This is a genomic window from Labrys sp. Lb11, assembly GCF_057554225.1.
The window spans coordinates 568,833-594,732 of the sequence record NZ_BAAJOT010000003.1; the positions used below are offsets into that span (position 1 = coordinate 568,833).

Here is a 25,900-nt window from a genome sequence, read left to right on the forward strand (position 1 = left end):
CCCGGCGCGGAAGCCGCGCCGGGAGCCTCCTGCGATTTGACGCAATCGTGCCAAGTCGCAAAGATGTGTCAAAACAATGAGTTGTAGCAAAGGGCGTTTCCGCCGGAACACGCTTTGCTCTAGCCCGTCTTCGCGGATTGGGGGCAGATTGAGGCATCCCCGCGGTTGGCGATCAATGGGTTAGGCTAAAAGGTCTTCACTACGTCGACTGGCTTGGGCGAGGACGGAGGAGGTGATTCTGGGCGGGGGCTGTGGCGGCAATTGGAGCTTGAGGCGGCTGATGAGGAGGCTGAGCTCGGGCTCGGGCTGGGTGTAGCGGGTCAGCTGGATCTCGCGACCATCGGTGGTGGGCAAGTGGACGTCGATCATCTGGATGGCAACGAACTTTTCCAGAGCACTTCGAGCGGTCAGTCCCGGGGCCAGGGCGTGGAGGCGGCGGGTCAGGGTGATCTGCAGGCAATAGGCCAGGAAGGCGATGAAGATGTGGGCTTCTATCCGCCTCTCATCCTTGTGGAAGACCGGGCGGATCGCCAGGTCGCCTTTCAGGGTCTTGAAGACCTCTTCGACGGCGACGAGCTGAATGTAATATTGCCATAGCAGCGCGGGATCGTTGTCGGTGAGATTGGTTCGCAGCAGATAGCGCCCTTCACGCCGTCTGATGGTTCGCAGCCTCTTGCGGTCGAGGCGGAAGGTCAGCCCGCCGTTCTTGTCGATGTCGACATCGACCAGGCGCCAGGCGGTCGGCGCCTTGGAGCGCGCGGCGCCCAGCTTCATCAGGAGCTCCTCGCGGGAGACCGCCATGGCGGCGATCTGCCGGAGCCGCTTCCACAGCCATTTCAACTGCCGCCGCCGCATGGCCCGTTCCTTGGAGACGCGGTCGAGGCTCTGGGCGAAGACATAGAGTTCGCCATCCTCGGCCAGCAGCTTCACCTGAACGCCCTGCCGCGCCTCCTGCCAGGGCTTGTCCAGCAGGTGCTTTTCCAGGCGGTTCAGCCGTCCCTTGGGCGTTCCCACCAGATACTGGACCGGCGGGTCACTGGCCCGCATCTGTGCCAGGGCCGCCTCGGTGGGAATGCCGCGATCCATCACCCAGACGCGCCGCGCCTTGCCGTATTGCTGCTCGATCTTGCCGAGGAACATCCCCAGCGTCTTGCTGTCGGCGGTGTTGCCGGCCAGCACCTCGTAGGCCAAAGGCAAGCCCTCCGGGGTGACGACCAGGGCGATCACCACTTGCGGACAGTCCGGCCGCTTGTCGCGGCTATAGCCGTGACGGCGCTTGTCGCCCTCGGGCAGATCCGAGGCGTTGACCTCAAAATAGGTGCTGGTCAGATCGTAGAGCAGCACGTCGAAGCGGGCGTTGAACAGATCGCGCCAGCGCTCCGCCAGATGAGCGAACAGGGTCTGCCTGTGCGCCAGGAGCAGGTCGTGGCAGGCATACAGTTTGTGCGCCTCGGCCAACCCGAAGTCCGCCCCCAAGAGATCGGCCATAGCGCTACGCTCGAACCATTCGCGATGCAGGCGCCATTCGCTGCCCGGTGCGATCAGGCGATAGGTCACCAGAACCTGAAGCACCTGGTCCCAGCGTGTCCCCTTGCGGCTCGGCGGCAGGCGGTCGGCCCAGAACCGATCGAGGTGCAGGTCGCGCCATAGGAGCCCGGCCAGCCAACAGGCACCCCATTGGCGCGGCCGGCACAGCCGGAGCTCCGACAAGCGAAGCTGCACCACTGAGGCATCGGCCGCGACGGCTTGGCAGCGATCCTCCGGAAACAGAGCCAGCGTCTGTCGATCGCCGGTGTCGGTATCGAGCACCTCGATGGCTTTGCGCCAGGCGGCGGCCTGAGAAGAGTTGATTTCACCCAAATACAAAACCTGCCGCTGCACCACCCGGCCATCGTCGAGACGCTTGTTCTCGACGATGTTCCAGTAGGTGTGCGTCTTGCCGTCCTTCCTTCGCTCGGTTCGTCGCAGAAACATGGCGACATGAATCTATGCACGCCAAACCGTATCTTGGAAATAGCCTAGGTCTTCACTACAGCCGATTCCGGTAGAACATGCGAACCTCGCCTCAATCAGATCAAATACTTACGCGCTCAAAAAACCTCGAAATCGACGTTTCCGCGCGCGAATCCGCGAAGACGGGCTAGGCGAAGGCGACGTCGATCGTGCCGTGGGGGCCGAAATCGGCGCGGATCGCATCGCCCGGGCGGGCCTCGACCGGGCGCACGAAGGACCCCGACAGCACCACCTCGCCGGCGGCGAGTCCCATGCCGTACCGGTGCAGCCGCTCGGCCAGCCAGACGATGCCCAGGGCCGGATGGTCGAGCACGCCGGCGCCGAGGCCGGTCTCCTCGACCTCGCCGTTGCGCGAGACGATGGCGCCGACCCAGCGCAGGTCGACGTCGCGCGGAGCGCAGCGGCGGCCGCCGACGACGATGCCGGCATTGGCGGCGTTGTCGGAGATGGTGTCGAAGATGGTGCGCGCCTTGCCCGTCGCCTTGTTGAACCGCTCGATGCGGGTGTCGAGGATCTCCAGCGCCGGCGTGACATGGTCGGTGGCATCGAGCACGTCGTCGATCGACAGGCCCGCCCCCCGCAGCGGCGCCTTCATGACGAAGGCGATCTCCGCCTCGATGCGCGGCTGGATGAAGCGCCCAGCCGGAACCGTCGCCCCGTCGGCGAACAACATGTCGTCGAACAGGATGCCGGAATCCGGGATGTCGATGTTGAGCGCCGACTGCATCGCCTTCGAGGTGAGGCCGATCTTCCAGCCCTTGACGACAAGGCCGGCGGCGATCTTCCGGCGCACCAGCGCCGCCTGCACCCGGTAGGCGTCGTCCATCGTCGCCTCCGGGAAGTCGAGGCTGAGCAGCCTGATCTGGCTGCGCCTGCGCTCGGCCTGGAACAGCCGCTCAGCCGCGTCCTCGACCTGGTCGGGCGTCATGGTCATCGCGTCACCTCGTCGGCCACGCCGTTGCGCAGGAGGCCGATGCCCTCGGCCTCGACCTCGATCACGTCGCCCGGCTTCAGCCAGATCGGCGGCTCGAAGCGGGCGCCGGCGCCGGTGGGCGTGCCGGTGACGATGACGTCGCCCGGCACCAGCGTGGTGAAGGTCGAGATATAGGCGATGATCCGGCGGAACGGGAAGATCATGCGGCCGGTCCGGTCGCTCTGGCGCCGCTCGCCGTTGACGCGCGTCTCCAGGCGGATATCGGCGATCTGCGCCTCCTCGACGAAGGGCACGAGCCATGGGCCGATCGAGCCGGTGCCGTCGAAATTCTTGCCCTGGGTGACATTGAACTTGGCGTGGCGCACCCAGTCGCGGATCGTGCCCTCGTTGCACAGCGACAGCGCCGCGACATGGTCGAGCGCCGACGCCTCGGGAATGCGCCGGCCGGCCTTGCCGATGACGATGACGATCTCGCCCTCATAGTCGAGCTGCGGCGATTCCGGCGGCCTGAGGAGATCGGCGCCGTGGCCGACGAAGGAACGGGGGAAGCGGATGAACAGGGACGGGTTGGCGGGCGCCGCCTGGCCGTCCTTGTACTCCTCGTTGCGGTCGGGGAAGTTGACGCCGACGCAGATGATCTTCTCCGGCGCCGGCACCGGGATACGGTAGGCGATGTCGGCAAGGCCGAAATCAGCCGGGCGGCCCTCCGCCTCCTCGGCGAGCCGGCGCAGGGCGCCGGCCTCGATCGCCTCGCGCAGGCTCGGCCATGCGGCGCAGTGGCGGGCCGAGAGGTCGACCACGCCGCGGTCGGTGACGGCGCCGTAGCGGATGCGGCCGTCGGCGGTGAAGGTGGCGAGGCGTCCGAAGGCGCTCATGGCCGGCTCCTGGAGGATGCGATGGGCAGGGCGCCGGTCATGGCGCGACGATCGGCGTGGCGGCGAGCTCCGGCTCGCGCGGCGCGACGCCGGCGAGCAGGCTGCCCTCCTCGAACCAGGACCGCGGCGCCGGGGCGCCCCACAACGTCTGGCGCTGCGGGTCTTTCAGGTCCCATTTGATCGGCTCGAGGTCGGGGTCGACCGTCTGGTAATCCGAGCAATAGATCTCGAGGCGATGATTGTCGGGATCGCGGATATAGAGGAAGAAGGCGTTGGAGATGCCGTGCCGGCCAGGGCCGCGCTCGATGTTGCCGACATAGCCCGTGGTCGCCATCAGGTCGAGCAGGTCGATGACGTTGAGCGGCGTCGGCACCCAGAAGGCGACATGGTGCAGGCGCGGACCGCGGCCATTGGTGAAGGCGATGTCGTGCACGCCGCCCTTGCGGTGGGTCCAGGCAGCCCAGAGCCGGCCGGTCGCGGCATCCTCGGTGTATTCGGTCACGCGGAAGCCGAGCTCGTTGTAGAAGGCCACGGACTCGTCGACATTCGGCGAGAAGCAGTTGAAATGGTCGATGCGCAGCGGCTTAACGCCCTTGTACAGCGCATATTTCTGGTGGATCGGCGCCAGGCGCTCCATCCGGGCGTAGAATTCGAGCGGGATGCCGTGCGGGTCGCGGGTGCGGAAGGTGCGCGACTGGAACGGGCGCTCCACCCATTCCACAGGCAGGCCGCGACCCTCGAAGAAGGCGGCGGCCTTGTCGAGGTCCTCCTCGGAGAACAGCTTGAAGCCGAGGTCGCGGGCCTCGGCCTGATCGGCCTGCCTCAGCACGATGCAATGGTGGCCGCGCTCCTCCAGGGCGCGCAGGTAGATCGCGTCCGCGCTTTCGTCGGTCACCTGCAGGCCGAGCGTGTCGACATAGAAGGCGCGCGAGCGCGCCAGGTCGGTCACCGCCAGCTCGACATGGCTGAGCCGCACGATGTTGAAGGCGGGATAGAGGTTGGGCGGCGGCACGGGCATCGGGATCCTCCTCCTGTGCGCCGTCAGCCGCCGAGCTTCTGGATGGCGTGCGGCGCGGTCGCGAATGCGACGTTCTTGGTTTCCATGTAGAAATCGAACGACCAGTCGCCGCCGTCCCGGCCGATGCCAGAGGACTTCACGCCGCCGAACGGGGTCGGCAGGTGGCGGACATTCTCCGAATTGACCCAGATCATCCCGGCGTCCAGCCCGTCGGTGAAGCGGAAGGCACGGGTGACGTCGGCGGTCCACAGATAGCCTGAGAGGCCGTACATGCTGTCGTTGGCGAGCGCCAGCGCCTCGGCCTCGTCGCGGAAGGGGATGGCGGTCAGCACCGGCCCGAAGATCTCCTCGCGGGCGATGCGCATCGTGTTGGTAGCCCCGGTGAATAGGGTCGGTGCCACATAGCAGCCGCCGCCGGGGCCTTCGTGCCGGCTGCCGCCGACGGCGACCGTCGCGCCTTCGGCCCGGCCGACGGCGATGTAGTCCAGCACCTTCTTCTCGTGGACGGGATGGATCAGCGGGCCGATCACGGTCGCCGGGTCAAGCGGATGGCCGATCCGGATGCGCGCGGCCTTCTCGGCGACCAGGGCGGTAAAGCTGTCGTAGATCGAGGCTTCGACCAGCAGGCGGGAGGACGAGGTGCAGCGCTCGCCGTTCAGCGAGTAGATCATGAACACGGCCGCGTCGGCCGCGCGCTCCAGGTCGGCATCGGCGAAGACGATCACCGGGTTCTTGCCGCCGAGCTCGAAATGCACGCGCTTCAGCGTGTCGGCGCCCTGCTTCATGATCATCGAGCCCGTGCGGCTCTCGCCGACGAAGCCGATGGCCTTGATGTCGGGATGCTCGGTCAGCGCCTTGCCGGCCTCCTCGCCCAGGCCGTTGACGAGGTTCCACACGCCCTTGGGCAGCCCCGCCTGCTCGGCGATCTCCACCAGGAGGCGAGCGGTGAGCGGCGAGAATTCGGCCGGCTTGTGGACGACCGTGCAGCCGGCGGCGAGCGCCGGGGCGATCTTCCAGGTCGAGAGCATGAAGGGCGTGTTCCACGGCGTGATGACGCCGACCGGGCCGATCGGCACGCGCGTGGTCATGTTGAGCTGGCCGGCGGTGCGCAGCGTCCGGCCGTCGCGGGCCTCCGGCGCGCGATCGGCGTAGAAGCGGAAGTTCTCCGCGCCGCGCAGCGCCGCCTTGGCCATGAACTTCAGGGCCTGGCCGGTGTCCATGCACTCGACGAAGGCGATCTCCTCGGCGCGCGCCACGATCGCGTCCGCGACCCGGTGCAGCAGCGCCTTGCGGGCCTCACCCGGCAGCGCCGCCCAGCCGGGAAAGGCAGCCTTGGCCGCCCTGGCGGCGCGATCGACGTCGCCGGCCTTGCCGTGGGCCACCCGGGCCAGCGGCTGCAGGTCGACCGGCGAGATCGTCTCGAAGGTGGCGCCGTCGGCGGCGGGGACCGCTTCGCCGGCGATCTGGTTGAGCACGCCCTCGTGGCGGAAGCGTTCGAGATAGACCTCCGCCTTGCGCAGATTGTCGTCGAGTGCGGTCATGGCCATGTCCTCGTCACTTGCCGCGCAGGCGCGGATGGATGGCGTTCTTCTTCCAGCTGAGCTCGCCGTCGATCTCGCGGATCTCCAGCGACAGGGCGAAATGCGGGGTGTCGAACAGTGGAGCGAGGTGATCGCCGACGGCCGTGAAGATCGCCGTGCCGGCGCGCTTCTTCTCCTCGGCGCTGCGGCCCCTGCCGATGCGCAGGCTCATGTCGATGAAGCCGTTCTCCGGCAGTTGGTCGGCGACGGCATAGGCCTCGGCCCGGAAGGCCCGCACCCGTATGGCCCCCGGCTCGAACAGGCCGGTGTCGAGCATGGTCTGCGCCACCAGCGCGCAGAGCCGGCCGAGATCGACGGACGCGTCGAGATTGGCCGAATACTCGATCGCCATATGCGGCACGGCGGTCCTCCCCGGATGCGGCTCCAGATCAAATAATTAACATGTGAATTACAGTCGAAACCGTGAAAGTCAAGCGCCTGCGGCCCGGACGGCGCCGGGATTGTCGACGCCGAAACAATCGCGATATAGCGAACTGGCGAAGGCGGCGGAAAGACAGCCCGTCCGCCGCTCCCGGCGGGCTCCGCCGGCCCAGGTCCCGGAGGCTCGCGTTGCTGCCGCCCAGCACCCGCCGATCCCTGCCCATGGTTCTGCTGCGCGCCCGCGAGGCGGTCATGGCGCATTTCCGGCCGATGCTGGCCCGCCACGACATCACCGAGCAGCAATGGCGGGTGCTGCGGGTCCTCGGCGAGAACGGCGCCCTGGAGGCGACCGAGCTGGCCGACCGCGCCTCGATCCTGCCGCCGAGCCTGACACGCATCATCAAGGCGCTGGAGGAGCGCGGCTTCATCACCCGCAGCAAGGTCAAGGACGACGGGCGTCGGGCGCTGCTGGCGATTGCTCCGGCCGGCGCGGCCCTGATCGAAGACCTGGCGCCGGAGCGTAGCGCCATCTACGAGGCGATCGAGAAGCGCTACGGCGCCGAACAGCACGAGAAGCTCCTGGATATGCTGGAAAGCCTGATCCGATCGGAGGCGGCCGCGACCGGCCGGCCGCCTCACCCCGGCGAAGCGGACAAGGGCGGCAGCCAGGTGTCGCCGGTCCAGCCGGCCTCGTCATAGTCGGCCATGCACCGGTCGACCAGGTCCTCCATCGCCTTCAGCCGGCCGCCGCGCTCGGCGCCCCTGAGCACCTGCACCCGCACCTCCTCCGGCGCGCCGGCATAGTTCAGCTCGTAGAGCGCATGCCGGCCGCCGAACTCGGTGCCGGTCGCGTCCCAGAGCAGCTTCATGATCTTGATGCGCTCGACATGGCCCATGTCGTCGGAGCCGCGCACATACCGGGCGAGGTAGCGGTCGATCTCGGGATTGCCGAAATCCCTGGCCGAGGACGGCAGGTAGATCAGGCCGGACGCGATCACCTTGCGAACGATGTCGATCACCCGCGGATAGGCTTCCGACATGAAGGTGCGGTAGGCGAGCGCGGCCTCCAGGTCGGGCAGCACCGCGCCATCGGTCCATGGGATCGGGTTGTGCGCCATCGCGTTGGAGAAGCTCCAGAACATGTGGCGCAGCGCGATCACCTCGCCCAGCGCCGCCTGGTTGCCGCGGAAGCCGTCGCCCCCCGTCGCCCGCAGCGCCTTGGCCAGCAGGCCGGCCAGGAAGTCGAGCTTGACGGCAAAGCGCGTGCAGCCCTGGAAGCAATAGCCGTGCATGAAGCCGGAGGCGGGGTGGAAGGACAGGATCTTCTGCGCGTCGCGCAGCACCAATACGTCCTCCCAGGGCACGAAGACGTCGTCGAGCACCAGGATGGCGTCGTTCTCGTCGAAGCGCGACGACAGAGGATAGTCGAAGGGCGTTCCGACCGTGTTGGCCGTCTGCTCGTAGGAGACGCGGCAGAACATCTTCACGCCCGGCGCGTTCATCGGCACGATGAACATCACCGACAGGGACGGGTCTTGCGTCACGGTCGCCGATCCCTGCGCCAGGAAATTGTAGTGGGTGAGCGCCGAGGAGGTCGCCACCACCTTGGCCCCGGACACGCGGATGCCGGCATCGGTCTCGCGCGTGATGTGGACGAAGACGTCCTTGACCTGCTCGGCCGGCTTGTGCCGGTCGACCGGCGGATTGACGATGGCATGGTTCATGAACAGGACGGCTTCCTGGGCCCGCCTGTGCCAGGCCCTGGCATTGTCCTGGAACGGCCCGTACCACGCGGCATTGGCGCCGAGCGTGTTCATCAGCGCGGCCTTGTAGTCGGCGGTCCGCCCCATCCAGCCATAGGTCATGCGCGCCCAGTGGGCGATGGCGCCCTGCTGGGCCACGAGCTCCGCCGACGACCGGGCGACGCGGAAATACCGGTGCGTGTAGCCTCCCGACCCGGTGTCGGTCGGCGCCGTCAGCACCGACTGCTGGGCCGGGTCGTGCAGCCCGTCGTAGAGCCGGGCGAGCGAACGGACCGAATTGCGCATCGCCGGATGGGCGGTGACGTCGGCGACCCGCTCGCCGTTGACGTAGACATCCCGTCCGTCGCGCAGGCTCGCCAGATATTCGGCGCCGGTGAACGGCCGCGTGGTCTCGGCCCGAAACTCTTCCGCTCGCATGCTGTCCTCCCTGACGGGTGCAGAGTAGCCGGACGCGATTGATGGGTTATGGACGAAAGCGCAAACCGCCCGGACTTTTTCGGGCACCGCGGCAAGGCCGGCACCGCGGGCCGGGAAGCCCGAGTCCTCCCCTCAGCCCGCGTCAGGTGATCCTGAACAGCCGGGTCAAGGCCAGGAACTGACCGCCCGGCAGGGCAATCGAGGATCCAGGGTTGCTCGGAACGCCTGGCGTCGTCACGACTGCGCCGATCCCCCGCCCCGCGGCCCGGCAAGGCGCGTGCGCAGCGCGGCCACGCCGGCCAAAGTCAGTCCGGCGAAGGCGGCACCGGCGAGGAAGGTGCCTTTCGGGCCCGCCGCGTCCCAGAGGCTGCCGGCGATGATGCTGGCGGCCAGCAGGACCACGCCCGTCACCAGGTTGAACATGCCGAACGCGGTGCCGCGCAGTTCGGGCGGGGCGTTGTCGGCAACGAGCGCCGCGAACAGGCCCTGGGTGAAGCCCATGTGCAAGCCCCAGAGCAGGACGCCGGCGCCGAGGCCGGGCAGTCCCGGTGCAAGAGCCAGGACGATGTCGGCGGCGACCAGCAGCAGCAGGCCGACGCCCAGGATCGTCGCCCGGTCGGCCCGGTCCGCGAGGATGCCGACGGGATAGGCCGAGACGGCATAGGCCAGGTTCATGACCACCAGCACGGCCGGGACCAACATCAGCGGCAGCCCGGCCGCCTGCGCCTTCAGCACCAGGAAGGCCTCGCTGAAGCGCGCCAGGGTGAACAGCGCGGCGATGCCCACGACCCACCAATAGCGCACCCCGAGGCGCCGCAGCTCGGCCAGGCTGAGCGGCATGCGCACCCGGCGCAGGCCGGCCGGCCGCTCGGGTTCGCGCACCGCCAGGGCGATCAGGGCAAAGGACAGGAAGGCCGGGACGACCGCGACCCAGAACACGGCCTGGAAATGGTCGGTCGTCAGCCACATCAGGCCGATGGCCAGGAGCGGGCCGAGAAAGGCGCCGACCGTATCGAGCGACTGGCGCAGCCCGAAGCTGGCGCCGCGCAGATGCGGCGGGCTGATGTCGGCGACCAGAGCGTCGCGCGGCGCGCCGCGGATGCCCTTGCCGACGCGATCGACGAATCGGGCCGCGACCAGCCACCCCACCCCCGTCGCCAGGGGAAAGACCGGCTTGGTGATCGCCGCGAGGCCGTAGCCGAAGGCAGCGAGCCATTTGCGCCGCCCGAGCCGGTCGCTCAGCGCGCCCGAGAACACCTTGGTGATCGAGGCGGTCGCCTCGGCGATGCCTTCGATGATGCCGACGGCAAGGCCGGAGGTGCCGAGCACCGCCACCATATAGACCGGCAGCAGGGCGTGGATCATCTCCGAGGAGATGTCCATGAGCATCGAGACGAAGCCGAGGATCCAGATGCCAGCCGGCAGGTTGCGCCATGGCCTGGCGCCGCCTGCGCCCGTGCCGCCCGCAGTCGAATCGCCGGTCGTCATCGTGCACCTCGAAGGCTTGCCCGCGGCCGCGAAACGGCCTTGCCGCAGCGCCCTTCTGTCCGACCAGCCCGTCGAAGTCGAGTGAGACGGCGAAGGTCGCCCGGCCGGCCCCCTCCGTGCCCGGTCGAGCCTCGGGCCGGGCGCCTCGTCCCGCGGACAGGCCGGGAACGAGTCGGGCGGCGCCTCCGTCCGGAGGGCGCCGCCCCACGTGGGAATCGCGGGCCCGCGGTGCTCAGAACACCTGGCGGAAGGCCACGAACAGCACGAAGGCGAGGCCGATCGAGGCCGGCAGGGTCAGGACCCAGGCCATCAACATGTTGCGCACGGTCGACCATTGCAGGCCCGAGCCGTTCGCCGCCATGGTGCCGGCGACGCCGGAGGACAGCACATGCGTGGTCGAGACCGGCAGGCCGAGATAGTCGGCGGCGCCGATCGTGCCCATGGCGACCAGTTCGGCCGAGGCGCCCTGGCCGTAGGTCAGGTGGCTCTTGCCAATCTTCTCGCCGACGGTGACGACGATGCGTTTCCAGCCGACCATGGTGCCGAGCCCGAGGGCCAGCGCCACCGCCACCTTGACCCAGAGCGGGATGAACTTCGTCGCGTTGTCGACGGCCGTGTGGTACTTCGTCACCGCCTGCAGGTCGGCCGCCTCCATCGGCAGCAGCTTCTTCTTGTCGATCAGCTTCAGCGCCTCGCCGATCAGGTAAATGTCGTTGCGGGCGTTGCCGACCAGCTCGATCGGCAGCTTCTCCACGCTCGGATAGGGCGAGACCTTGGCGGTGGTGTCGCGGATGAAGGCCCGCAGCGCCGGCGTGGTGACATCCGTCCAGCTCTTGGAGCGGACCGCCTCACCCACGACCGCCTTGGGGTCGCCGACGGCGATGCCGGGCTTGGCGTATTTGGCGAGCACGGCCTCGACCTGGCCGGCCGCCGACTTGTAGGCTTCGAGATAGTTGATGTCCGGCGTGCGGTTGAGCGCGAAGGCGGTCGGCACCACGCCGATCAGGATCAGCATGATCAGGCCCATGCCCTTCTGGCCGTCATTGGAGCCGTGGGCGAAGCTGACGCCGGTGCAGGTGAAGATCAGCAGGCAGCGGATCCACAGCGGCGGCGGTGCATTGCCCTTCGGCGCCTCGTAGAGCTCCTTGTTCTTGATCAGGAGCTTCATCGCCAGCAGCAGCAGCGCCGCCATGCAGAAGCCGAACAGGGGCGAGATCAGCAGCGACATGCCGACCTCGGTCGCCTTCGACCAGTCGACGCCGCTGGTGGCCGTGCCCGCCGGCGCCAGGAACTGGTTGGCGAGGCCGACGCCGATGATCGAGCCGATCAGCGTGTGCGAGCTGGAGGCCGGCAGGCCGAGCCACCAGGTGCCGAGGTTCCACAGGATCGCGGCGACCAGCAGCGCGAACACCATGGCCAAGCCCGCCCCGGAGCTGACCTGCAGGATCAACTCCACCGGCAGCAGCGAGATGATGCCGAAGGCCACGGCGCCGCTGGCGGTCAGCACGCCGAGGAAATTGAAGAAGCCCGACCACATCACCGCCAGCTCGGCTGGCAGGGAGTGTGTGTAGATCACGGTCGCCACCGCATTGGCAGTGTCGTGGAAGCCGTTGACGAACTCGAAGCCGAGGGCGATCAGCAGCGCCAGCCCGAGCAGGATCCACGGCACCGCGACGGCGCCGGCCAGGTCCTGGCCGAGGGCGTAGCCGACATAGGCCAGCCCCCCGAGCACCAGGACGGCGAAGGCCGGCATGAACCACCTGCCGACCGTGCTCGGCCGCTCCAGCGGATGATCCGACCGTGGAATTCCTGCTTCGTTTGCGACCATGTCGACCATGCGACGTCCCTTCCGTACCGCATATCAGGATGGGGACGACGCTAATCGCGCTGCATGAAGCTGCCATGACCGCCGCCCCGGACAGGCGGAGGGCGCGGCGACGCCGATCGGCATTCCGCACAATCACCTGATATTGCGCGTGAATTTCGGCACGGCCCACGCGGGAGCGAGTTTCGATACCCGCCGACGCGATATTTCCTGCCGTCGGCTGCAACTTCTGCCTTGATGCCTGCCGCGTTCATGGCTATAGAGCCGTCCTCCGCCGCTGCTCCCTTCGTCTAGTGGCCCAGGACGTCGCCCTCTCACGGCGAAAACAGGGGTTCGAGTCCCCTAGGGAGCGCCAGCACTTGCTAAGTGTTGAGCCGGCCTGAATTTTCCGTAAAATCAAAGCCTTGGGCACCACCGTTGTACAAACGGTCGGTACAAACGACATGGCTTTGATGACCTACCTCCTCAAAGATCGGAATGGCACCTACCACTTCCGGCGGATCATCCCGCCGGCCCTGCGGCCCTTCATGCCGGCCCCGTGGCTGGGGAAGACCGAGTGGAAGCTGTCGCTCTGCACGAAGAAGCCGGCCGCCGCAAAGGTCGAGGCATCGAAGGTGCTGCGGGAATGCGTCCAAGCGTTCGACGTCGCGGAACGCAGGAGGCGTGGCGAAGCCGCCCTGCCCTCCTCGGTCGACCTCAGCGACCTCTCGGTGGCGGAGATCGAGGCGGACATGGTCGCCCAGCTTCTCGAAGTCGACTCGGCGGGACGGGAAGACGGCGACGACAGACGGCGCCTTCAGACCCCGGAGGAGCGGCGGCAATGGCCCAACCTCATCGAGGTGGACTTCCGAGCCAAGGGCATGGCCGAGGACCACGCGGTGGCCTACGGCGAGAGCCTCGAAGAACTGTCGGCGGATTACCGGCGAGCACTCTCGCGCATGGCCCCCGGGATCATTGAGGCGGAACTCAGGGCTTATCTGCGGAGGCACGGCGCCCCGATTGATCCCGCCTCCCGTTCTACCGTGAGGCTGGCCTTGCGGTCCTTCGTGGCTACGTCCGGGCCTATACACTGATGCTGAGCCGGCAGGCCGGCGAGATCGTCGTCACCCCCCGCCCCGAGCGCCGACCGCGGGCCCAGGCTCTCGGAAGCCTTCGACCTGTGGAAGGCCGGCGGGACCGCCAAGGGCTCGAAGGTTCCGGGGCCCAACACCGTGCGGGAAGCTGAGCACGCCGTCCGCCGCTTCCGCGAGTGGTATGGCGATATGCGCCTTGGCGACATGACCCGAGAGAAAGCCCGGGAGTTCCGCGATGCCCTCGCACGGGTGCCCCCCGCCTGCCCAGGGAATGGCTGAAAGACCCACTGCGCGACCTGCTGAAGCGCAATTTGTCGGGCCTGCCCCCTGTCACGCCAGCACCGTCAACAAGTCGCTACAGCCCCTCTCCGCCGTCGTATCGCTGGCTCGCGCCAGGGTCGCCTTGACCGGGTGGCCGGCTTCACCAATCCCTTCGACAAGGGCATGAAGCTCAGCATCGACAGCCGCGAGACAGAGGGTCGCGAAGTGTTCGACACTGCGGACCTCCGAGCCCTCTTCGGCTCCCCTGTCTGCGCTCGCGGTGAGCGCCCGGCGGCCGGCGGAGGCGAGGCGGCCTACTGGCTTCCCCCTCATCGCACTCCTCACCGGGGCACGGCAGGGCGAGACTGCGCAGCCCCCGGCGCCGAACCTGTGGCCGGCCGCGAGGGCTGCATCCCAGTTGCCGTTGTGGTCCGCGAGGGCCTTGGCGTCGTCCCGGGTGGACTTGATGAGGCTGGCGAGCCCCTCATCGGAGATGATGGGGACGGCTAGCAGGCTGCTGAAAAAGTCCCCGATGTACCCGGTTCGATTCGGCTTCGGACTCATTCCGATTGCGGTACGTCCCGTGAACAAAGCAGTTTTTCAGCAGCCTGCTAGAGGCGTGGCCGCCGGGGTGGCCGGAGCGAGGACCCCTTGGCCCTTGGCGTTGGGGGCATTGTTCGCAGTGCGAGGAGGGACCGGGCTGTCCGAGGCGGCGGCTGCCTGGGAGGCCGGGAGCTTGGACGGGCCGCCTCCCGCCACTACTTCATCCGCTGCCTTCGCTCCTCCGGCCCCCTTCGAGGCTTCGTCGAGGAACTGCACCGCGGGGTTGGCGTTGGCCGGGATGGGAGGTTGAGGCGGGGAGGCCTCCTGTCCCGCCGGAGGAACACTCTGCGCATCAGACCCCACCGGCACCGGGTTCTTGTTGGCCGCCTTGTTGTCGTTGCCGGGGAACGCCCGCAGGTTCTGATTGTCCGGCTTCGGGACCGGCCCCTTGGTGCCTGAGGATCGAAGGGCGTCATCTGGGGGACCGTAGAGGCCGGCCCCGTGGTCACGCTGTCGGCCGGGCTTCAGGGCGAGGTTGCCGTCCACCAGAGCCCCCGCAGGCGCATTGACGGTCCCATTGTCGTTCCCGGAGACCAGGGGAGGCTGGGCCACGTTGGCGTTGTCCGCCCTATCGATCACCGTGCTTGGTGGCTCATAGGGTTGCGCCCAGGGCCTGGACCTGCCGCCCGGGGGTATAGGGTTGCTCCCAGGGTCTCTTCCGTTGGGCCGCTTCCGCCTCCCTGGTCGCGGCTTCGATTGCCGCCTTGTCTCCCGAATTGAGGACCTTGAAGAGCCGCAGTGTCCCTAGCCATGTCTGCGTAACCATGCGAGATAGCCCTGACGGTTCATGCGCAGCTCGATCAGCGGAAACCGCTTCACCTCCATCGTTCGAAGCTCGGCTTGGCGCAGAGGATTTCTTCGGTCGGGATGCCGATCCACTGCTCCACGATCGGATGGTCGGGGGAGCGCTTCCAGGTGAAGCCCGCGAGCTCTCGCACCTTCCGACGGATCGGGACGATCTTGAAATCGGTGGTGCATTGTCGGCGGATCATCCCGATCGAGGTCACCGGTGCTGCTGGAACGGCGCGAGCCGATTTCCACGAGAGCGCCCTCGTCATCCCCGTCAAATACCGGAATGATCGTGCCAGCCGACGTCGCAGTCTTGGCGAAGGCCGGCATGGACGCCCAGCGGCGCCCGTCACCTGCCTGGAGAAGTTGATTGCGGATATTGCCGCCTGAGACGATGTGGACCGGGAACGGCAGGACGTTCACGGACATAAGCCAGCGCAAATGATCCCAGACAGGTCGGGGCTCGACTCCCGCGACGAGCTTGCCATAGGCTGATCGGGCGGAGAGGTCTCACTCTTCGCCATGTCGAAACTCTGTCATATCGGTCAGTTGCCGCCCCTTTGGTTCTGCTCGGTAAGCACGGACAGCCAGGAAGAGTCTCGTGAGCATTGGTGCCCACCGGAGGAAGGCGACGCTCGTCGCCGCGCTCCTCTCCACCGCATTCGTGCTGCCTCCTTCCGCGGGAAGCGCTCAAGCACAGCCTGCGGTCCCGGAGTTGTCTCAGGCAAGGCCCGCGGGGCCCGTCGCTGGAACCACTCTGCAAAAGGCCTATGTGCGCGAGATGGCGAAGGCGGCCTATGTCTGGGGCTGGCCGCTAGTGAACCTGCACAACCGGCGCCTCGTGTTTTCCCAGCTTCAGGAATCTGGACTCGGCGACGGCGTCCTGCCTGTCGCGCCGCTCAACCACCTGACGATGCTGACCGACTACATCGCGCCGGAGGAAAGGGCGGTCGCCTGCCCGAACCAGGATGTGGTCTACGGCTTTGGCATCTTCTCGCTCGACAAGGAGCCTGCCGTCTTCCAGGTGCCCGATTTCGGCGACCGCTTCTGGGTCTACCAGCTCGGCAACCAGCGCACAGATTCGATCGGGCAAGCCGGCAAGATGTACGGCACGAAGCCGGGCTTCTACATGGTCGTGGGTCCGGACTGGAACGGCAGCGTGCCGGACGGCATCGCCGGCGTGTTCCGGTCGCCTACCAATCTGGCCTACATCATCCCGCGCGCTTTCGTTGACGACACGCCGGAGGACAAGCGCGCAATCCAGCCGGTGATCAGCCAGATCATGGCCTATCCGCTCAGCCAGTTCGACGGCAAGCAGAAGACCAAGGACTGGAACAAGATCCCGAAGCTCGCCGACCCCGCCGGCGGCAAGCAGGGCGGTGGCGCCGAAACGCAATGGGTGAAACCGGATAAATTCTTCGACGAGCTGCCGGCCATCCTGAAGGACGTGCCGCCCATGCGGGGTGAGGAGGCACTCTATGGCTGGCTCGGCTCGATCCTCGACGCGGCGGCGAAGGACCCGGAGCTGAAGGCCACGCTGAAACAATCGGCACTTGAGGCCGAAAAAGAGATCCTGACGCCGCTAAAGGCCTTCCGCTATTCCGGCGTGCCGGTCCAGAACGGCTGGACCTCGCCGCTCAACGGCGCGAATTTCGGCACGGATTACTACACCCGGACCGCCGTCGCTCGGACCAATATCTTCGTCAACGCGCCCAACGAGACAGCCTACTTCTACCAGGAGTACGATGGCGACAAGAGGCGGCTGAACGGCAGGAACGCCTACACCGTGACCTTCGCCAAAGGCGAAGTGCCGCCCGTGGACGGCTTCTGGTCGCTGACGCTCTACGATGCCGACCACTTCTTCGCCCCCAACGAACTCAAGCGCTTCTCGCTTGGCACCAAGAACAAGGATCTGAAGTTCAATCCCGACGGGTCGCTGATGCTCTATGTCCAGCCAACGCGGCCGGGCGCCGACAAGGTCTCCAACTGGCTGCCCGCGCCGAAGGGCGATTTCGAGCTTTATATCCGCGCGTACTGGCCGAAAGAGTCTGTTCTGAAGCGCCAGTGGGCGCCGCCCGTCGTCAACCGCGCCAAGTAGGAGCAGCAAAATGAAGCTCGGTCTCGCCAAGACGATTGTCACGGCGGCGTTCGCCGCTGCCCTCGGGCTCGGATCATCGGCTCTTGCGCAGTCGTCGCGTTATGAAGAACTATCGACCCTGCCGCTGACGGAAGGCTATCTGTCGAAAGCCGACACGGCCAAGCTCAAGGACGAGTTGCTGTTCCAGCGTGCGGTCCAGTCCTATCTCTGGGCCCAGCCGGCGCTCAACATCTTCGCGATGAAGGAGGGCTCGGAGAAGCTCTTCGGCAAGGGCTACAACATCCTCCCGGTCTGGAAGGAGCGCCTCAACGCCAACACGCAGGTCACGACGCCGAATTCCGACGTCATCTACGCGATGGGCTATATCGACCTGAAGCAGGACGGGCCGATGGTGCTGGAAGTGCCGCCGGGGCTTCAGGGCATCCTCGACGATTTCTTCCAGCGGCCGATCTGCAATCCGGCGCCCGTCGCGGAGAAGACCTGGTATCCGGAGCCATATTCGAAGAACATCTGGTGCGGCGATGTCGGCCTGCCTGGGCCGGACAAGGGCAAGGGCGCGAACTACCTCGTGATCCCGCCGGACTACACTGGCGAGATCCCGAAGGACTACATCGTCTACAAGTCGCGCACCTACAACGTCTTCGTCTTCTGGCGGGCCTTCTTCAAGGATCCCAAGGATCTTTCGGAACCGGTGAACCTTATCACGCAGACCCGGATCTACCCGCTCGGCAAGAAGGACGGCGCCAAGCCGATGCAATTCCCGGATGGCTCTGCGGCGGCGCCGAACATGCTCTATCCGCAGGACGGCAGCGCCTTCGACATGCTCTCGCGCTTCATCGACAGCGAATATGTCGATCCGACTGACGCGGACATGCGGGGCATGCTCGCGAGCATCGGCATCATCAAGGGGCAGCCCTTCGCTCCTGATGCGCGGACGCGCGAGATCCTCGACCGCGCCGGACGCACCGCCTTCCGCATCGGGCGCGCCATCGCCTATGATCCGCCGCCGATCGTACCGAACACCCGCTGGTACAAGGACCGGCAATGGGTCAACCCGTTCCCGGCGAACACCGAGTTCACCGGGCCGTCCTTCAAATATCTCGACCTGCGCACCGGCTTTTTCGCGCTGGCCTATTCGGCTAGCCCGGCGATGGCAGTCAACATGGCCGGAATGGGTGCGAAATATCCCGTCGCGTTCACCGATGCCGATGGTGATCCTCTTTCGGGCGTCAAATCCTACAAGCTGCATCTGCCGAAGGACATTCCTGCCGGGATATTCTGGTCCGTCACCGTCTATCGGCCAGAGACAGCCTCGGGATTGGCCAATGGTCAGCCATTTCCGTCCCTCAACACGATGGACAAGCCGGAGATGAATGCCGACGGCTCGCTCGATCTTTATTTCGGCCCCGATGCGCCGGCAGGCAAGGAAAGGAACTGGCTGAAGACGGTCTCCGGCCAGGGCTTCTTCGTCATCCTCCGCCTCTACGGCCCGACACAGCCCTTCTTTGACCAGACGTGGGTGCCCGGCGATGTCGAGAAGGTGAAATAGCACGGGGCAGAATATGTCATCGCCATCAGGCCGGGTTGATCGATCCGGCCCGATCGTTTGGAGTGCCCGACTGATCTCCCCGAACGCCTCGCTGATCAGCGAATATTGAACCGCGCCGGGATTGCCGGAGGCGATTTGGCTTGAGTCGCGCGGCCATGGCGGGCTGTTCCAGCGTGGCGTGGTGACGCGCCTCGGCTTCGGCCGGCGGGATGTTGCCGATGGGCTCCGGGAGCCGGCGCTTGGCGACATGGTCATGATAGGTGGACGGGGCGATCGGCAGCACCCGGCAGATCGGCTCGCCCCCGTATTTCCCATGGTGATCGTCGATGAAGGCGATCATCGCTTGAACGGGCGGTCGAGCTCCGCCATCGCAAAATAGGCCGACGCCCTGCGCGGGATCTCATTGGCCTGCCGCAGTGCGCGGGTCTCGCGCTCCGGCGCCTTGAGCCGCTCGGCGACCTCGGTGGCAAGGCCGCCGCGCCCGCCGCTGTCCACCTCGGCCTTCCTCACCCGTTCGTTGAGTGTCCGCGCCGTGCAGCCGATCTTGGCCGAGATCGCCGAAACCGCCGCCCAGCGCGACGGATGCTCCCTCGCGTGATCCAAAACCATCCGAACCGCGCGGGCTCGGACCGCGGGTGGAAATCGATTTGTCGTATTGCTCATGATGGCTCCCACTTCTCAAGAGTTGGAGCCTCCGGCAATCCCGGCGCGGTTCACTGGTGTCGTCTTAAGTATTTGATTTTGTAAGATTTTCAGGTTTCGTCTTGCGTTTCCTCCAGGGAGCGCCAAAGCGCTTATATTTCAATAGCTTAGCAGCATGTTAGACAGTCGGTTAGACACGCCATCTTCGCTTCCGGCTCTTGAGGGCACACACCGCAGCCCTCATACCTATGCGCGCCAGTCGGACCTGTTCCGCTTTTGCCGAATACAGCAAGCGTGATTGATATCGTCGTGCCGCTTCCTGATCTCCGGGGGTGCTTCCCTTCTAGGTCGGATCAGCCTTCGCGATCCGTGAGGCGGCTCCGGGGATTTCGGCGCGACTGCGTTGGGGAGCTTGATTACGGGCGCCCGTGGCCGCGCTGTCCGCACCGGCAGGCCGGCGAGGATTCCGACCGCGGCGTCATCGCCGTCTGGCCGTCGGTCGCCCCTCACTGCCGACGCATCGCGAGTTCGCGCCTCTCGGCGTGGTTCAGCACGCACGCCAAGCTCTCGGCGTCCCGCCGCAGGCCGAAGACGCATGGCACGCCATAGATCCAGGCCAGCTTATCGACGCGCGTATCGTAAACCGCCCAGCCGCCGTCATCCTCACGGACCTCGTAGCTGCCCCTGGAAGGAACCGGCCCATCGACATGTGCAATCGTCTCCCGGCGGCGCGACGTCACGCGCTCCGTCTCACCGCTGCTGCCGACTCCGCGGCAGGACGCGGGGCGCCCCCACCGGGCAGGCACTTCAGTCGATCCGCTTTCATGCGCCTCTCCTCCCGCCACCGATGCGGACGAACGCCGTCGCTTCCCGCGCGGGTCAAACGACGATGGCGGCAGCGGATGAGGAGAGAATTAGCTCCGGCGTCCCGGTTCGACAGTTGCAAGCGGTGACTTGTCAGCCCTGCCGTCTCTCTTCCCCGGGCGATGGAACCTCTCTCCGGCGCGTTATGCCGTGGGCCCGCGCCACCATCGGCTCGGCGCTCGCCTGCTCGCCACAGCCCGCCGCGGCGGTCGACGTCTCCGGCGTGGCCCCTGGCCGGAGATCACGACACGCCCGACCTCGACGGCCTGAACGTCCGGCTGTTCGGGATGGACACGCAGGAGACGGAGCGGGGCTACGACGAGACCGTTGCCGTCGCCACCGGATGGCGGCAGGCCAAGCAGCAACAGCCGGGGCGCGCTTGCCGCGATCGCCGCACATGCCGTAGACGCCCCTCGAGCCCGGCCGTCCACAGGACGGCGCCTCAGCCTTGCCCCTAAAGGAGGAAGTCCCCGGCGACGAGCGCGGAGACATGCGCAAGCTCGATGGAGAAATCCGCCTTGCCGTCGCCGTTGATGTCGCCGGAGACGATGACGCTGGTGCCGGCGACCGCGTAGCGTAGCTCGCCGGCATGATGGCCGAAGGCGGCCGTGCCGATGAAATGGAAGGCCTGGTTGCCGGCGACCGTGGTGTCGGCGTCGATGCCGCGGATGTCGACCCGGTCATCCTGGGCGGCGCTGAAATCCTCGATCACGTCCCGGCTGGTCGTGGCGACGCTTTCGATCGTCGCCTTATAGACGAAGGTATCGGCGCCCGTACCGCCCCACAGGTGGTCGAGGCCGGTGCCGCCGGTGAGCAGGTCATTGCCGGCACCGCCCTTGATGATGTCGTTGCCCTTGCCGCCAAGGATGGTGTCGGCATAGGCGCTGCCGATGACCGTATCATTGCCGTCGCCGCCGTCGATGACGCCGTTGATCCGGCCGGCGCTGGTGTCGAGCCGGTCATTGCCGCCGCCGAGATCGACGGCGCCGTTCATCGTGCCCTTGTTGACGATGATGTCGACGGCGACGCTGTCGCTATGGCTATGGCCGTAGGAGAATTTGCCGCCCGTGATCGTACCGGTGTTGGTCAGCGACAATGCCTCCGTGCTGTTCAGATTTAGGTCAGTGCTGGCAGATCGGTCGATACCATACTGCCCACCCTCGATTGTTCCATCATTGGCGATAGTGGATGTCGTCGTGTCACTGGACGTCCTGAACAGAATTCCTTGATTTCCTCCGGCAATATATCCGTGATTTATTATCGAAAATTGATATGAAATAGCAGCAATTCCAAAATCCGTTAGTCCACGGACAATGCCTGTACTGTAAACGGTGACGTTGTTTCCATGCTCGGCCTGGCTCGAAAAAAGGATACCCTGGTCCGAAGCGATCGTGCCGTCGACGAGGACCTGCTGGTTGGACCCGTCAGCATAGACCGTTCCGATGACGATCGGCTTGGAGACGTACAGGCTATCCGCTCTTGTGAGGTCTGTATACGCATTCGTGTTCGCGATCGGGATCTGCCACGCCATAGTCGTTCTCCGATTGACGTTGATGGGCGCAGAAAGATTTTACGGCACATGCTGTTCTGTCAACGGCATGACGCGGAGTAAACTTCCATCAGGAGTCGGGTCAGGTCGGACCCATCCGTGTGCTGGACCGCCCCCTTCGCCCCGCCCCTGTACAGAGCGCTGGTGGCACAGCGCTAGCCGGCGAGACGCGAGCGCGGCGTTCCGGCGCGTGCCGTAGACGGCTTCAACCCGAGGCCGCCCTTGATCGGGCGGAAGCCCGAACGACGGACTTGCGAAAGTAGACGGATGCCCGGGAAACGAATGATCATGTGCCCCTGGATCAACAATTCCTTAAAGGCATGTACGTGGTATAGCTTGGGTTGAGATGGAGGAACGCATGGGAAAGAGCCGGCTTTGCAGGAGGTGGCGATAGATCTCACTCTTGAAATCGGTAGAACTCGAAGTGACAGCGTCCTTCGTTGTCCATCGCCATTTCAAACAGCCATGATATCACGCGCGGCGCGGCCGGAGCGGGCGCAGGTTTGTCCTGCGTAGTTGAGTTGGTACCCAAAATCGTGCTGATGCCTGAAATCGCGCCCGCGAACGGGATTATATCCATACTAACCTCCTCCAGGGCCTCGCCTGCGCGAATGCACCTCAGCGTATCGTTTGAAATGAGGAGGGGGAGCCATGATCTCTCCTCGAAGGAGAAGCGTGGCACTCCGTCTCGGTCCGTTTCCTGGTAAACGGCAGATGAATGGTCCAATGGGGCACATATAGCCACGCAAGCAAGCATCGTCGACAGCATCCGCATCGACATAACCTCCCCAAAGGGAGCACCTACCAGAGCGGTCCCTTCGCAACAATCTTGAAGCATTGCCGCACCAGAAACTACCCTGGTAGTCAGTCGTTCGGAAAGAGCCGGCTCTGAAATTCAGCCATGCTTGTCAGGCCGCCGACGCCTGGTTCATTCCGAGGGGAACCATGACCGGATATCCGATCACACCGAGATCGACGGCTTCCCGCACGACTGGCGCGGGGTATCCTTCCTCGTGCCGGCCTTCAATCCCAGCCTCAGGCACCTCCGATACGGCTCTGGAATCGCAGGCTTGCCGTGAACGCGGCGCCTCAGTTCAGCGACGGCAGTGACTGGAAGGTGACGCCCTTCTCGACGATTGTCACCCGCCGATCAGGCGGAGTTAATTTATGGAAAACATAATAATACATAGTATTTTTCTGTATATTTATGAAATTATAATTTCTTTTCACTGCGGAAACAGAAAATTTCGATATCGTCGACAAGATCGACAAGACCATCCAATGGAATCCTGAAAACGAGCGCGGCCACGCATGTTGCCATCGGGATGACGGCGCAGCCTTTGCTCGAGCCGGCATTCGCGCGGGTCTGCCCCTCGCCGCGCCCGACCGTCCCCTCCCCCGTTGGATCTTTCTCGTATCCTGTGCGACTCTCCGCCCCGGTTGAATTCGGGAGAGCCTGCCCATGCCGAACCGGTCCGTCGCCCTCGTCGCCCTGCTGGTGACGTCCCTGGTCCTGGCGGCCTGCGCCAACACCGTGCGCGGTGTCGGGCGCGACGTGAAGCAGACCGGCCGGGCCGTGGCCGACGTGGTGCGCTGACGCAGGAAGGTCGGTCGGGGCCGGCGAATCGCCCGATGCGGGTCTTGTGCCCGGTCGGGGATCGCCGTCCCGGGATGGTGCGGTCCTCGCCTGTCCCACTCTTGGAGGTATGCCATGCCGGTGTTCGACGACGAACCTGTGAAGAAGCCAGTCAGCCACGCGATCGGGCAGGACCTGTCCGCCCTGTCGCTGCATGAGCTCGACGAACGTATCGGGCTGCTGCGCGCCGAGGTTGTCCGCCTCGAAGAGGCCAAGCGCACGAAATCGGCGTCGATGGATGCGGCGGCGGCTTTCTTCAAGCCGAAAAGCTGATCGCTTAACTTTTAATTAAGCTTTCTGGTTTACCACCTTGGGTATCCAGTTTTCTGGATGTCGAGTGGCTCCTGTCCACTCTGTTTGACGCCTCCCTGTTTCGACTTTCCAAAAGCCGCGGCTCGTCCGCGGCTTCTTTTTGTGGATTCACCTTCCCTTTCCCGGCGGGGCCGCTAGCCTGTTAACCATGAGGCGCTGGCCTGGGGACAATCCCGATTTGGCCCTCGCCTTGCAGGGTCTTCTCTCGCTAGTCACGACCTGTTCCGTTTCGGGACGCGTGCCGGCGTGTCACGGGTGAAGCAAGGAAGGGCGCTCGATGACCGAGAGCTTGAGCAGAAATCCGGCGGAGACGGTGTCTCTCGGCGAGAGGCTGGTGTCCTCCTCGGCCTTCAAGGCGTTGTTCCGCGAAGGCATGGGCCTGGTCGAAACCACCGCCGCCTATCTCGACGGCCCCGGCCGGGCCGAATCGCGCGGGCTCGACCGGGCCGGCGCGCTCGCCTACGCCACCGAAAGCATGCGCCTGACCACGCGGCTGATGCAGCTCGCCTCCTGGCTGCTGCTGCAGCGCGCCGTCAACGAAGGCGAGATGACCCAGGAGCAGGCCCGGGCGGAGAAGCACCGCGTCCGGCTGGTGCCGGCAGCGCCCGACCCCGGCCCCGAGGTGCTCGACCTGCTGCCCCCCGCCCTGGTGGAGCTGATCCGCCAGTCGCTGCGCCTGCAATGGCGGCTGCGCAGCCTGGAGGAGGTGCTGGCGAAGTCGCCCGCGGCGGCGGTCCCGGATGCGGACAATGCCGTCGGCCAGCAGATGGACCGGCTGCGCCAGGCCTTCGGCCGTCGCTGACCGCTCACCCCGCCGGCGCCGATTTCGGGAAGGGCTTGCTCAGGAAGGGCGAGCGGGCGAGCCCGAATCGCCAGGGCAGTTCCTTCGCCTGGGAGATGCCGATACGCGGGCCGACCGCGATCTCCGGCTCCGCCGTCCGCGCCTCGAGCCGGAACGGCGGCGCGCCCAGCGGCAGCCCGCTATGCCCGCCGTCGACGCCGAGGGCCTGTGCCAGGCGCGCCGGGCCGGCGCAGAGCAGACGTTCGGCTTCCAGCCCGCGCCGCGTCCGCATCGCCGCCAGGCCCGCGGTCGGCGCCAGCGCCCGCACGAGCACGGCGCTGGCCTCGCGTCCCGGCCCGCACACCATGTTCAGGCACCAGTGCATGCCATAGGTGAAATAGACATAGGCATGGCCGCGCGGACCGAACATCGGCGCGTTGCGCCGGGTCGGCCCGCGGAAGGCGTGGGAGGCCGGATCGTCGGGACGATAGGCCTCGGTCTCGACGATCACGCCGCCCACCCCGTCGACCAGCAGCGTCGCGCCGATCAGCCCGCGCGCCACCGTCAGGACATCGGCCTCGAAGAAGCCGGACGGCAGGACCTCGCCGGTCACAGCATGTCCAGCGGCACCTTGCGCCGCGGCGGCGGAAAGCCCTTGTCGAGCAGCGCCAGGTCCTCGTCCGACAGCACGATATCGAGCGCCGCGACGTTGTCGCGGACATGCGCCACCCGCGCGGCCTTGGGGATGGCGATCACCCCGGGCTGCCGCAGCAGCCAGGCCAGGGCGACCTGATGCGGCGTGGCGCCGTAACGGGCGGCGACCGCGCCCAGCGGCCCCGCCGCCGGCAGGCGGCCCTGCTCCACCGGGCTATAGGCCATCAGCGGCACGCCGTGCCGCGCCAGCCAGGGCATGAGGTCGTATCCCGGGCCGCGGCGGGTGATGTTGTACAGCACCTGGTTGACGGCGCAGGCCTGTCCGCCGGCTTCGAACAGCTCCTCCATGTCGTCGGTGTCGAGGTTGCTGACGCCCCAGTGCCGGATCTTGCCGGCACGCTGCAGCGCCTCGAAGGCGGCGACGGTCTCGGCCAGGGGGATGCCGCCGCGCCAATGCAGGAGGTAGAGGTCGAGGCGGTCGGTGCCGAGGCGCTTCAGGCTGCGTTCGCAGGCCTGCGGCAGGCTGGTGCGGCCGGCGTTCTGCGGATAGGCCTTGCTGACCAGGAACACCTTGTCGCGCAGTCCGGCCAGAGCTTCGGCCAGCAGGCTCTCGGTGCGGCCGTCGCCATACATCTCCGCCGTGTCGATCAGGGTCAGGCCCGCCTCGACGCCGGCGCGCAGCGCCGCAATCTCCTCGGCGCGCCTGGCGGCCTGCTCGCCCATCATCCACGTGCCCTGCCCCAGCGCAGGGACAGTCTCTCCGGTCGGCAGGCTGATCATCGGCATCGACATTAA

22 protein-coding genes, 1 tRNA gene, 2 pseudogenes and 1 other annotated feature are annotated in these 25,900 nt (G+C 66.3%); of the genes and pseudogenes, 8 read left to right on the forward strand and 17 right to left on the reverse strand.

The annotated features are described in order from the left end of the window. Positions 1–180: 180 nt before the first annotated feature. The 6 genes from AC27L4_RS12425 to AC27L4_RS12450 all read right to left on the reverse strand — a co-directional run bounded on the left by AC27L4_RS12425 (position 181) and on the right by AC27L4_RS12450 (position 6,781). Positions 181–1,974: an IS1634 family transposase gene (locus tag AC27L4_RS12425; protein ID WP_487139914.1), complete on the reverse strand. Its 1,794-nt coding sequence runs from the start codon at positions 1,972–1,974 to the stop codon at positions 181–183. Between the two features lie 166 nt (positions 1,975–2,140). Beyond that, positions 2,141–2,941: a 2-oxo-hept-4-ene-1,7-dioate hydratase gene (hpaH, locus tag AC27L4_RS12430; RefSeq protein ID WP_487142933.1), complete on the reverse strand. Its 801-nt coding sequence runs from the start codon at positions 2,939–2,941 to the stop codon at positions 2,141–2,143. A gap of 2 nt (positions 2,942–2,943) precedes the next feature. After that, complete coding sequence (locus AC27L4_RS12435) at positions 2,944–3,822, reverse strand: fumarylacetoacetate hydrolase family protein (protein WP_487142472.1); 879 nt, start codon at positions 3,820–3,822, stop codon at positions 2,944–2,946. Between the two features lie 37 nt (positions 3,823–3,859). Then, complete coding sequence (gene hpaD / locus AC27L4_RS12440) at positions 3,860–4,840, reverse strand: 3,4-dihydroxyphenylacetate 2,3-dioxygenase (RefSeq protein ID WP_487142473.1); 981 nt, start codon at positions 4,838–4,840, stop codon at positions 3,860–3,862. 23 nt (positions 4,841–4,863) lie between these two features. After that, positions 4,864–6,381 (reverse strand): 5-carboxymethyl-2-hydroxymuconate semialdehyde dehydrogenase, encoded by a 1,518-nt coding sequence (gene hpaE / locus AC27L4_RS12445; protein ID WP_487142474.1) that lies wholly within the window; start codon positions 6,379–6,381, stop codon positions 4,864–4,866. Positions 6,382–6,394: 13 nt separating this feature from the next. After that, a complete protein-coding gene (locus AC27L4_RS12450; protein ID WP_487142476.1) occupies positions 6,395–6,781 on the reverse strand; it encodes a 5-carboxymethyl-2-hydroxymuconate isomerase in 387 nt (128 codons plus the stop codon). Between the two features lie 242 nt (positions 6,782–7,023). Here AC27L4_RS12450 and hpaR point away from each other — a divergent pair. Next, positions 7,024–7,401: pseudogene (gene hpaR / locus AC27L4_RS12455) on the forward strand (homoprotocatechuate degradation operon regulator HpaR); the annotation flags it as partial. A 35-nt stretch (positions 7,402–7,436) separates the two neighbouring features. Here the strand turns inward: hpaR and AC27L4_RS12460 are convergent. From AC27L4_RS12460 to AC27L4_RS12470, 3 genes are all read right to left on the reverse strand, one after another. Beyond that, on the reverse strand, positions 7,437–8,981 hold the full coding sequence (locus AC27L4_RS12460) for a 4-hydroxyphenylacetate 3-hydroxylase N-terminal domain-containing protein (protein WP_487142478.1): 1,545 nt from the start codon (positions 8,979–8,981) through the stop codon (positions 7,437–7,439). Positions 8,982–9,215: 234 nt separating this feature from the next. Next, entirely contained in the window at positions 9,216–10,469 is a 1,254-nt protein-coding gene (locus AC27L4_RS12465) for an MFS transporter (protein WP_487142479.1), read from the reverse strand. 232 nt (positions 10,470–10,701) lie between these two features. Next, complete coding sequence (locus tag AC27L4_RS12470) at positions 10,702–12,306, reverse strand: inorganic phosphate transporter (protein ID WP_487142480.1); 1,605 nt, start codon at positions 12,304–12,306, stop codon at positions 10,702–10,704. 267 nt (positions 12,307–12,573) lie between these two features. On the opposite strand from AC27L4_RS12470, the gene AC27L4_RS12475 reads away from it, so the two are divergent. After that, positions 12,574–12,649, forward strand: a tRNA-Glu gene (locus AC27L4_RS12475). Between the two features lie 97 nt (positions 12,650–12,746). Continuing rightward, positions 12,747–13,367 carry a DUF6538 domain-containing protein gene (locus AC27L4_RS12480; protein ID WP_487142481.1) on the forward strand — a complete coding sequence of 207 codons (621 nt, stop codon included), beginning with the start codon at positions 12,747–12,749 and terminating at the stop codon, positions 13,365–13,367. A 330-nt stretch (positions 13,368–13,697) separates the two neighbouring features. On the opposite strand, the gene AC27L4_RS12485 is transcribed toward AC27L4_RS12480, so the two are convergent. Beyond that, positions 13,698–14,192 carry a hypothetical protein gene (locus tag AC27L4_RS12485; RefSeq protein WP_487142483.1) on the reverse strand — a complete coding sequence of 165 codons (495 nt, stop codon included), beginning with the start codon at positions 14,190–14,192 and terminating at the stop codon, positions 13,698–13,700. A gap of 783 nt (positions 14,193–14,975) precedes the next feature. After that, positions 14,976–15,443, reverse strand: a complete 468-nt coding sequence (locus AC27L4_RS12490; RefSeq protein WP_487142484.1) for a hypothetical protein — start codon at positions 15,441–15,443, stop codon at positions 14,976–14,978. 178 nt (positions 15,444–15,621) lie between these two features. On the opposite strand from AC27L4_RS12490, the gene AC27L4_RS12495 reads away from it, so the two are divergent. Together AC27L4_RS12495 and AC27L4_RS12500 are read left to right on the forward strand one after the other, a co-directional pair. Further along, complete coding sequence (locus AC27L4_RS12495; protein ID WP_487142485.1) at positions 15,622–17,118, forward strand: DUF1254 domain-containing protein; 1,497 nt, start codon at positions 15,622–15,624, stop codon at positions 17,116–17,118. A 10-nt stretch (positions 17,119–17,128) separates the two neighbouring features. Beyond that, positions 17,129–18,667 (forward strand): DUF1254 domain-containing protein, encoded by a 1,539-nt coding sequence (locus AC27L4_RS12500; protein WP_487142487.1) that lies wholly within the window; start codon positions 17,129–17,131, stop codon positions 18,665–18,667. A gap of 226 nt (positions 18,668–18,893) precedes the next feature. Here AC27L4_RS12500 and AC27L4_RS12505 read toward each other — a convergent pair. The 4 genes and pseudogenes from AC27L4_RS12505 to AC27L4_RS12520 all read right to left on the reverse strand — a co-directional run. Next, positions 18,894–19,330: pseudogene (locus tag AC27L4_RS12505) on the reverse strand (IS3 family transposase); the annotation flags it as partial. Further along, positions 18,933–19,049 (reverse strand) — a sequence feature (AL1L pseudoknot). Its footprint overlaps the pseudogene before it by 117 nt. 485 nt (positions 19,331–19,815) lie before the next feature. Next, positions 19,816–20,049: a hypothetical protein gene (locus AC27L4_RS12510; RefSeq protein ID WP_487142488.1), complete on the reverse strand. Its 234-nt coding sequence runs from the start codon at positions 20,047–20,049 to the stop codon at positions 19,816–19,818. Between the two features lie 578 nt (positions 20,050–20,627). Then, positions 20,628–21,704 (reverse strand): calcium-binding protein, encoded by a 1,077-nt coding sequence (locus tag AC27L4_RS12515; protein ID WP_487142489.1) that lies wholly within the window; start codon positions 21,702–21,704, stop codon positions 20,628–20,630. Positions 21,705–22,119: 415 nt separating this feature from the next. Further along, positions 22,120–22,302, reverse strand: coding sequence for a hypothetical protein (locus tag AC27L4_RS12520; protein WP_487142490.1), 183 nt, complete (start codon positions 22,300–22,302; stop codon positions 22,120–22,122). Positions 22,303–23,184: 882 nt separating this feature from the next. Here AC27L4_RS12520 and AC27L4_RS12525 point away from each other — a divergent pair. The 3 genes from AC27L4_RS12525 (at position 23,185) to rcdA (ending at position 24,472) form a co-directional block, all read left to right on the forward strand. Beyond that, positions 23,185–23,319: an EncA/B family entericidin gene (locus tag AC27L4_RS12525; protein ID WP_487142492.1), complete on the forward strand. Its 135-nt coding sequence runs from the start codon at positions 23,185–23,187 to the stop codon at positions 23,317–23,319. A 114-nt stretch (positions 23,320–23,433) separates the two neighbouring features. Beyond that, positions 23,434–23,631 (forward strand): DUF1192 domain-containing protein, encoded by a 198-nt coding sequence (locus tag AC27L4_RS12530; protein ID WP_487142494.1) that lies wholly within the window; start codon positions 23,434–23,436, stop codon positions 23,629–23,631. Between the two features lie 316 nt (positions 23,632–23,947). Further along, positions 23,948–24,472, forward strand: coding sequence for a protease adaptor protein RcdA (gene rcdA, locus AC27L4_RS12535; protein ID WP_487142495.1), 525 nt, complete (start codon positions 23,948–23,950; stop codon positions 24,470–24,472). A 4-nt stretch (positions 24,473–24,476) separates the two neighbouring features. On the opposite strand, the gene AC27L4_RS12540 is transcribed toward rcdA, so the two are convergent. Both AC27L4_RS12540 and AC27L4_RS12545 read right to left on the reverse strand, forming a co-directional pair. Continuing rightward, positions 24,477–25,064: a DNA-3-methyladenine glycosylase gene (locus AC27L4_RS12540; protein ID WP_487142497.1), complete on the reverse strand. Its 588-nt coding sequence runs from the start codon at positions 25,062–25,064 to the stop codon at positions 24,477–24,479. Continuing rightward, on the reverse strand, positions 25,061–25,891 hold the full coding sequence (locus AC27L4_RS12545; RefSeq protein WP_487142498.1) for an aldo/keto reductase: 831 nt from the start codon (positions 25,889–25,891) through the stop codon (positions 25,061–25,063). The genes AC27L4_RS12540 and AC27L4_RS12545 overlap by 4 nt, the downstream gene beginning before the upstream one ends. Between the last annotated feature and the right edge of the window lie 9 nt (positions 25,892–25,900).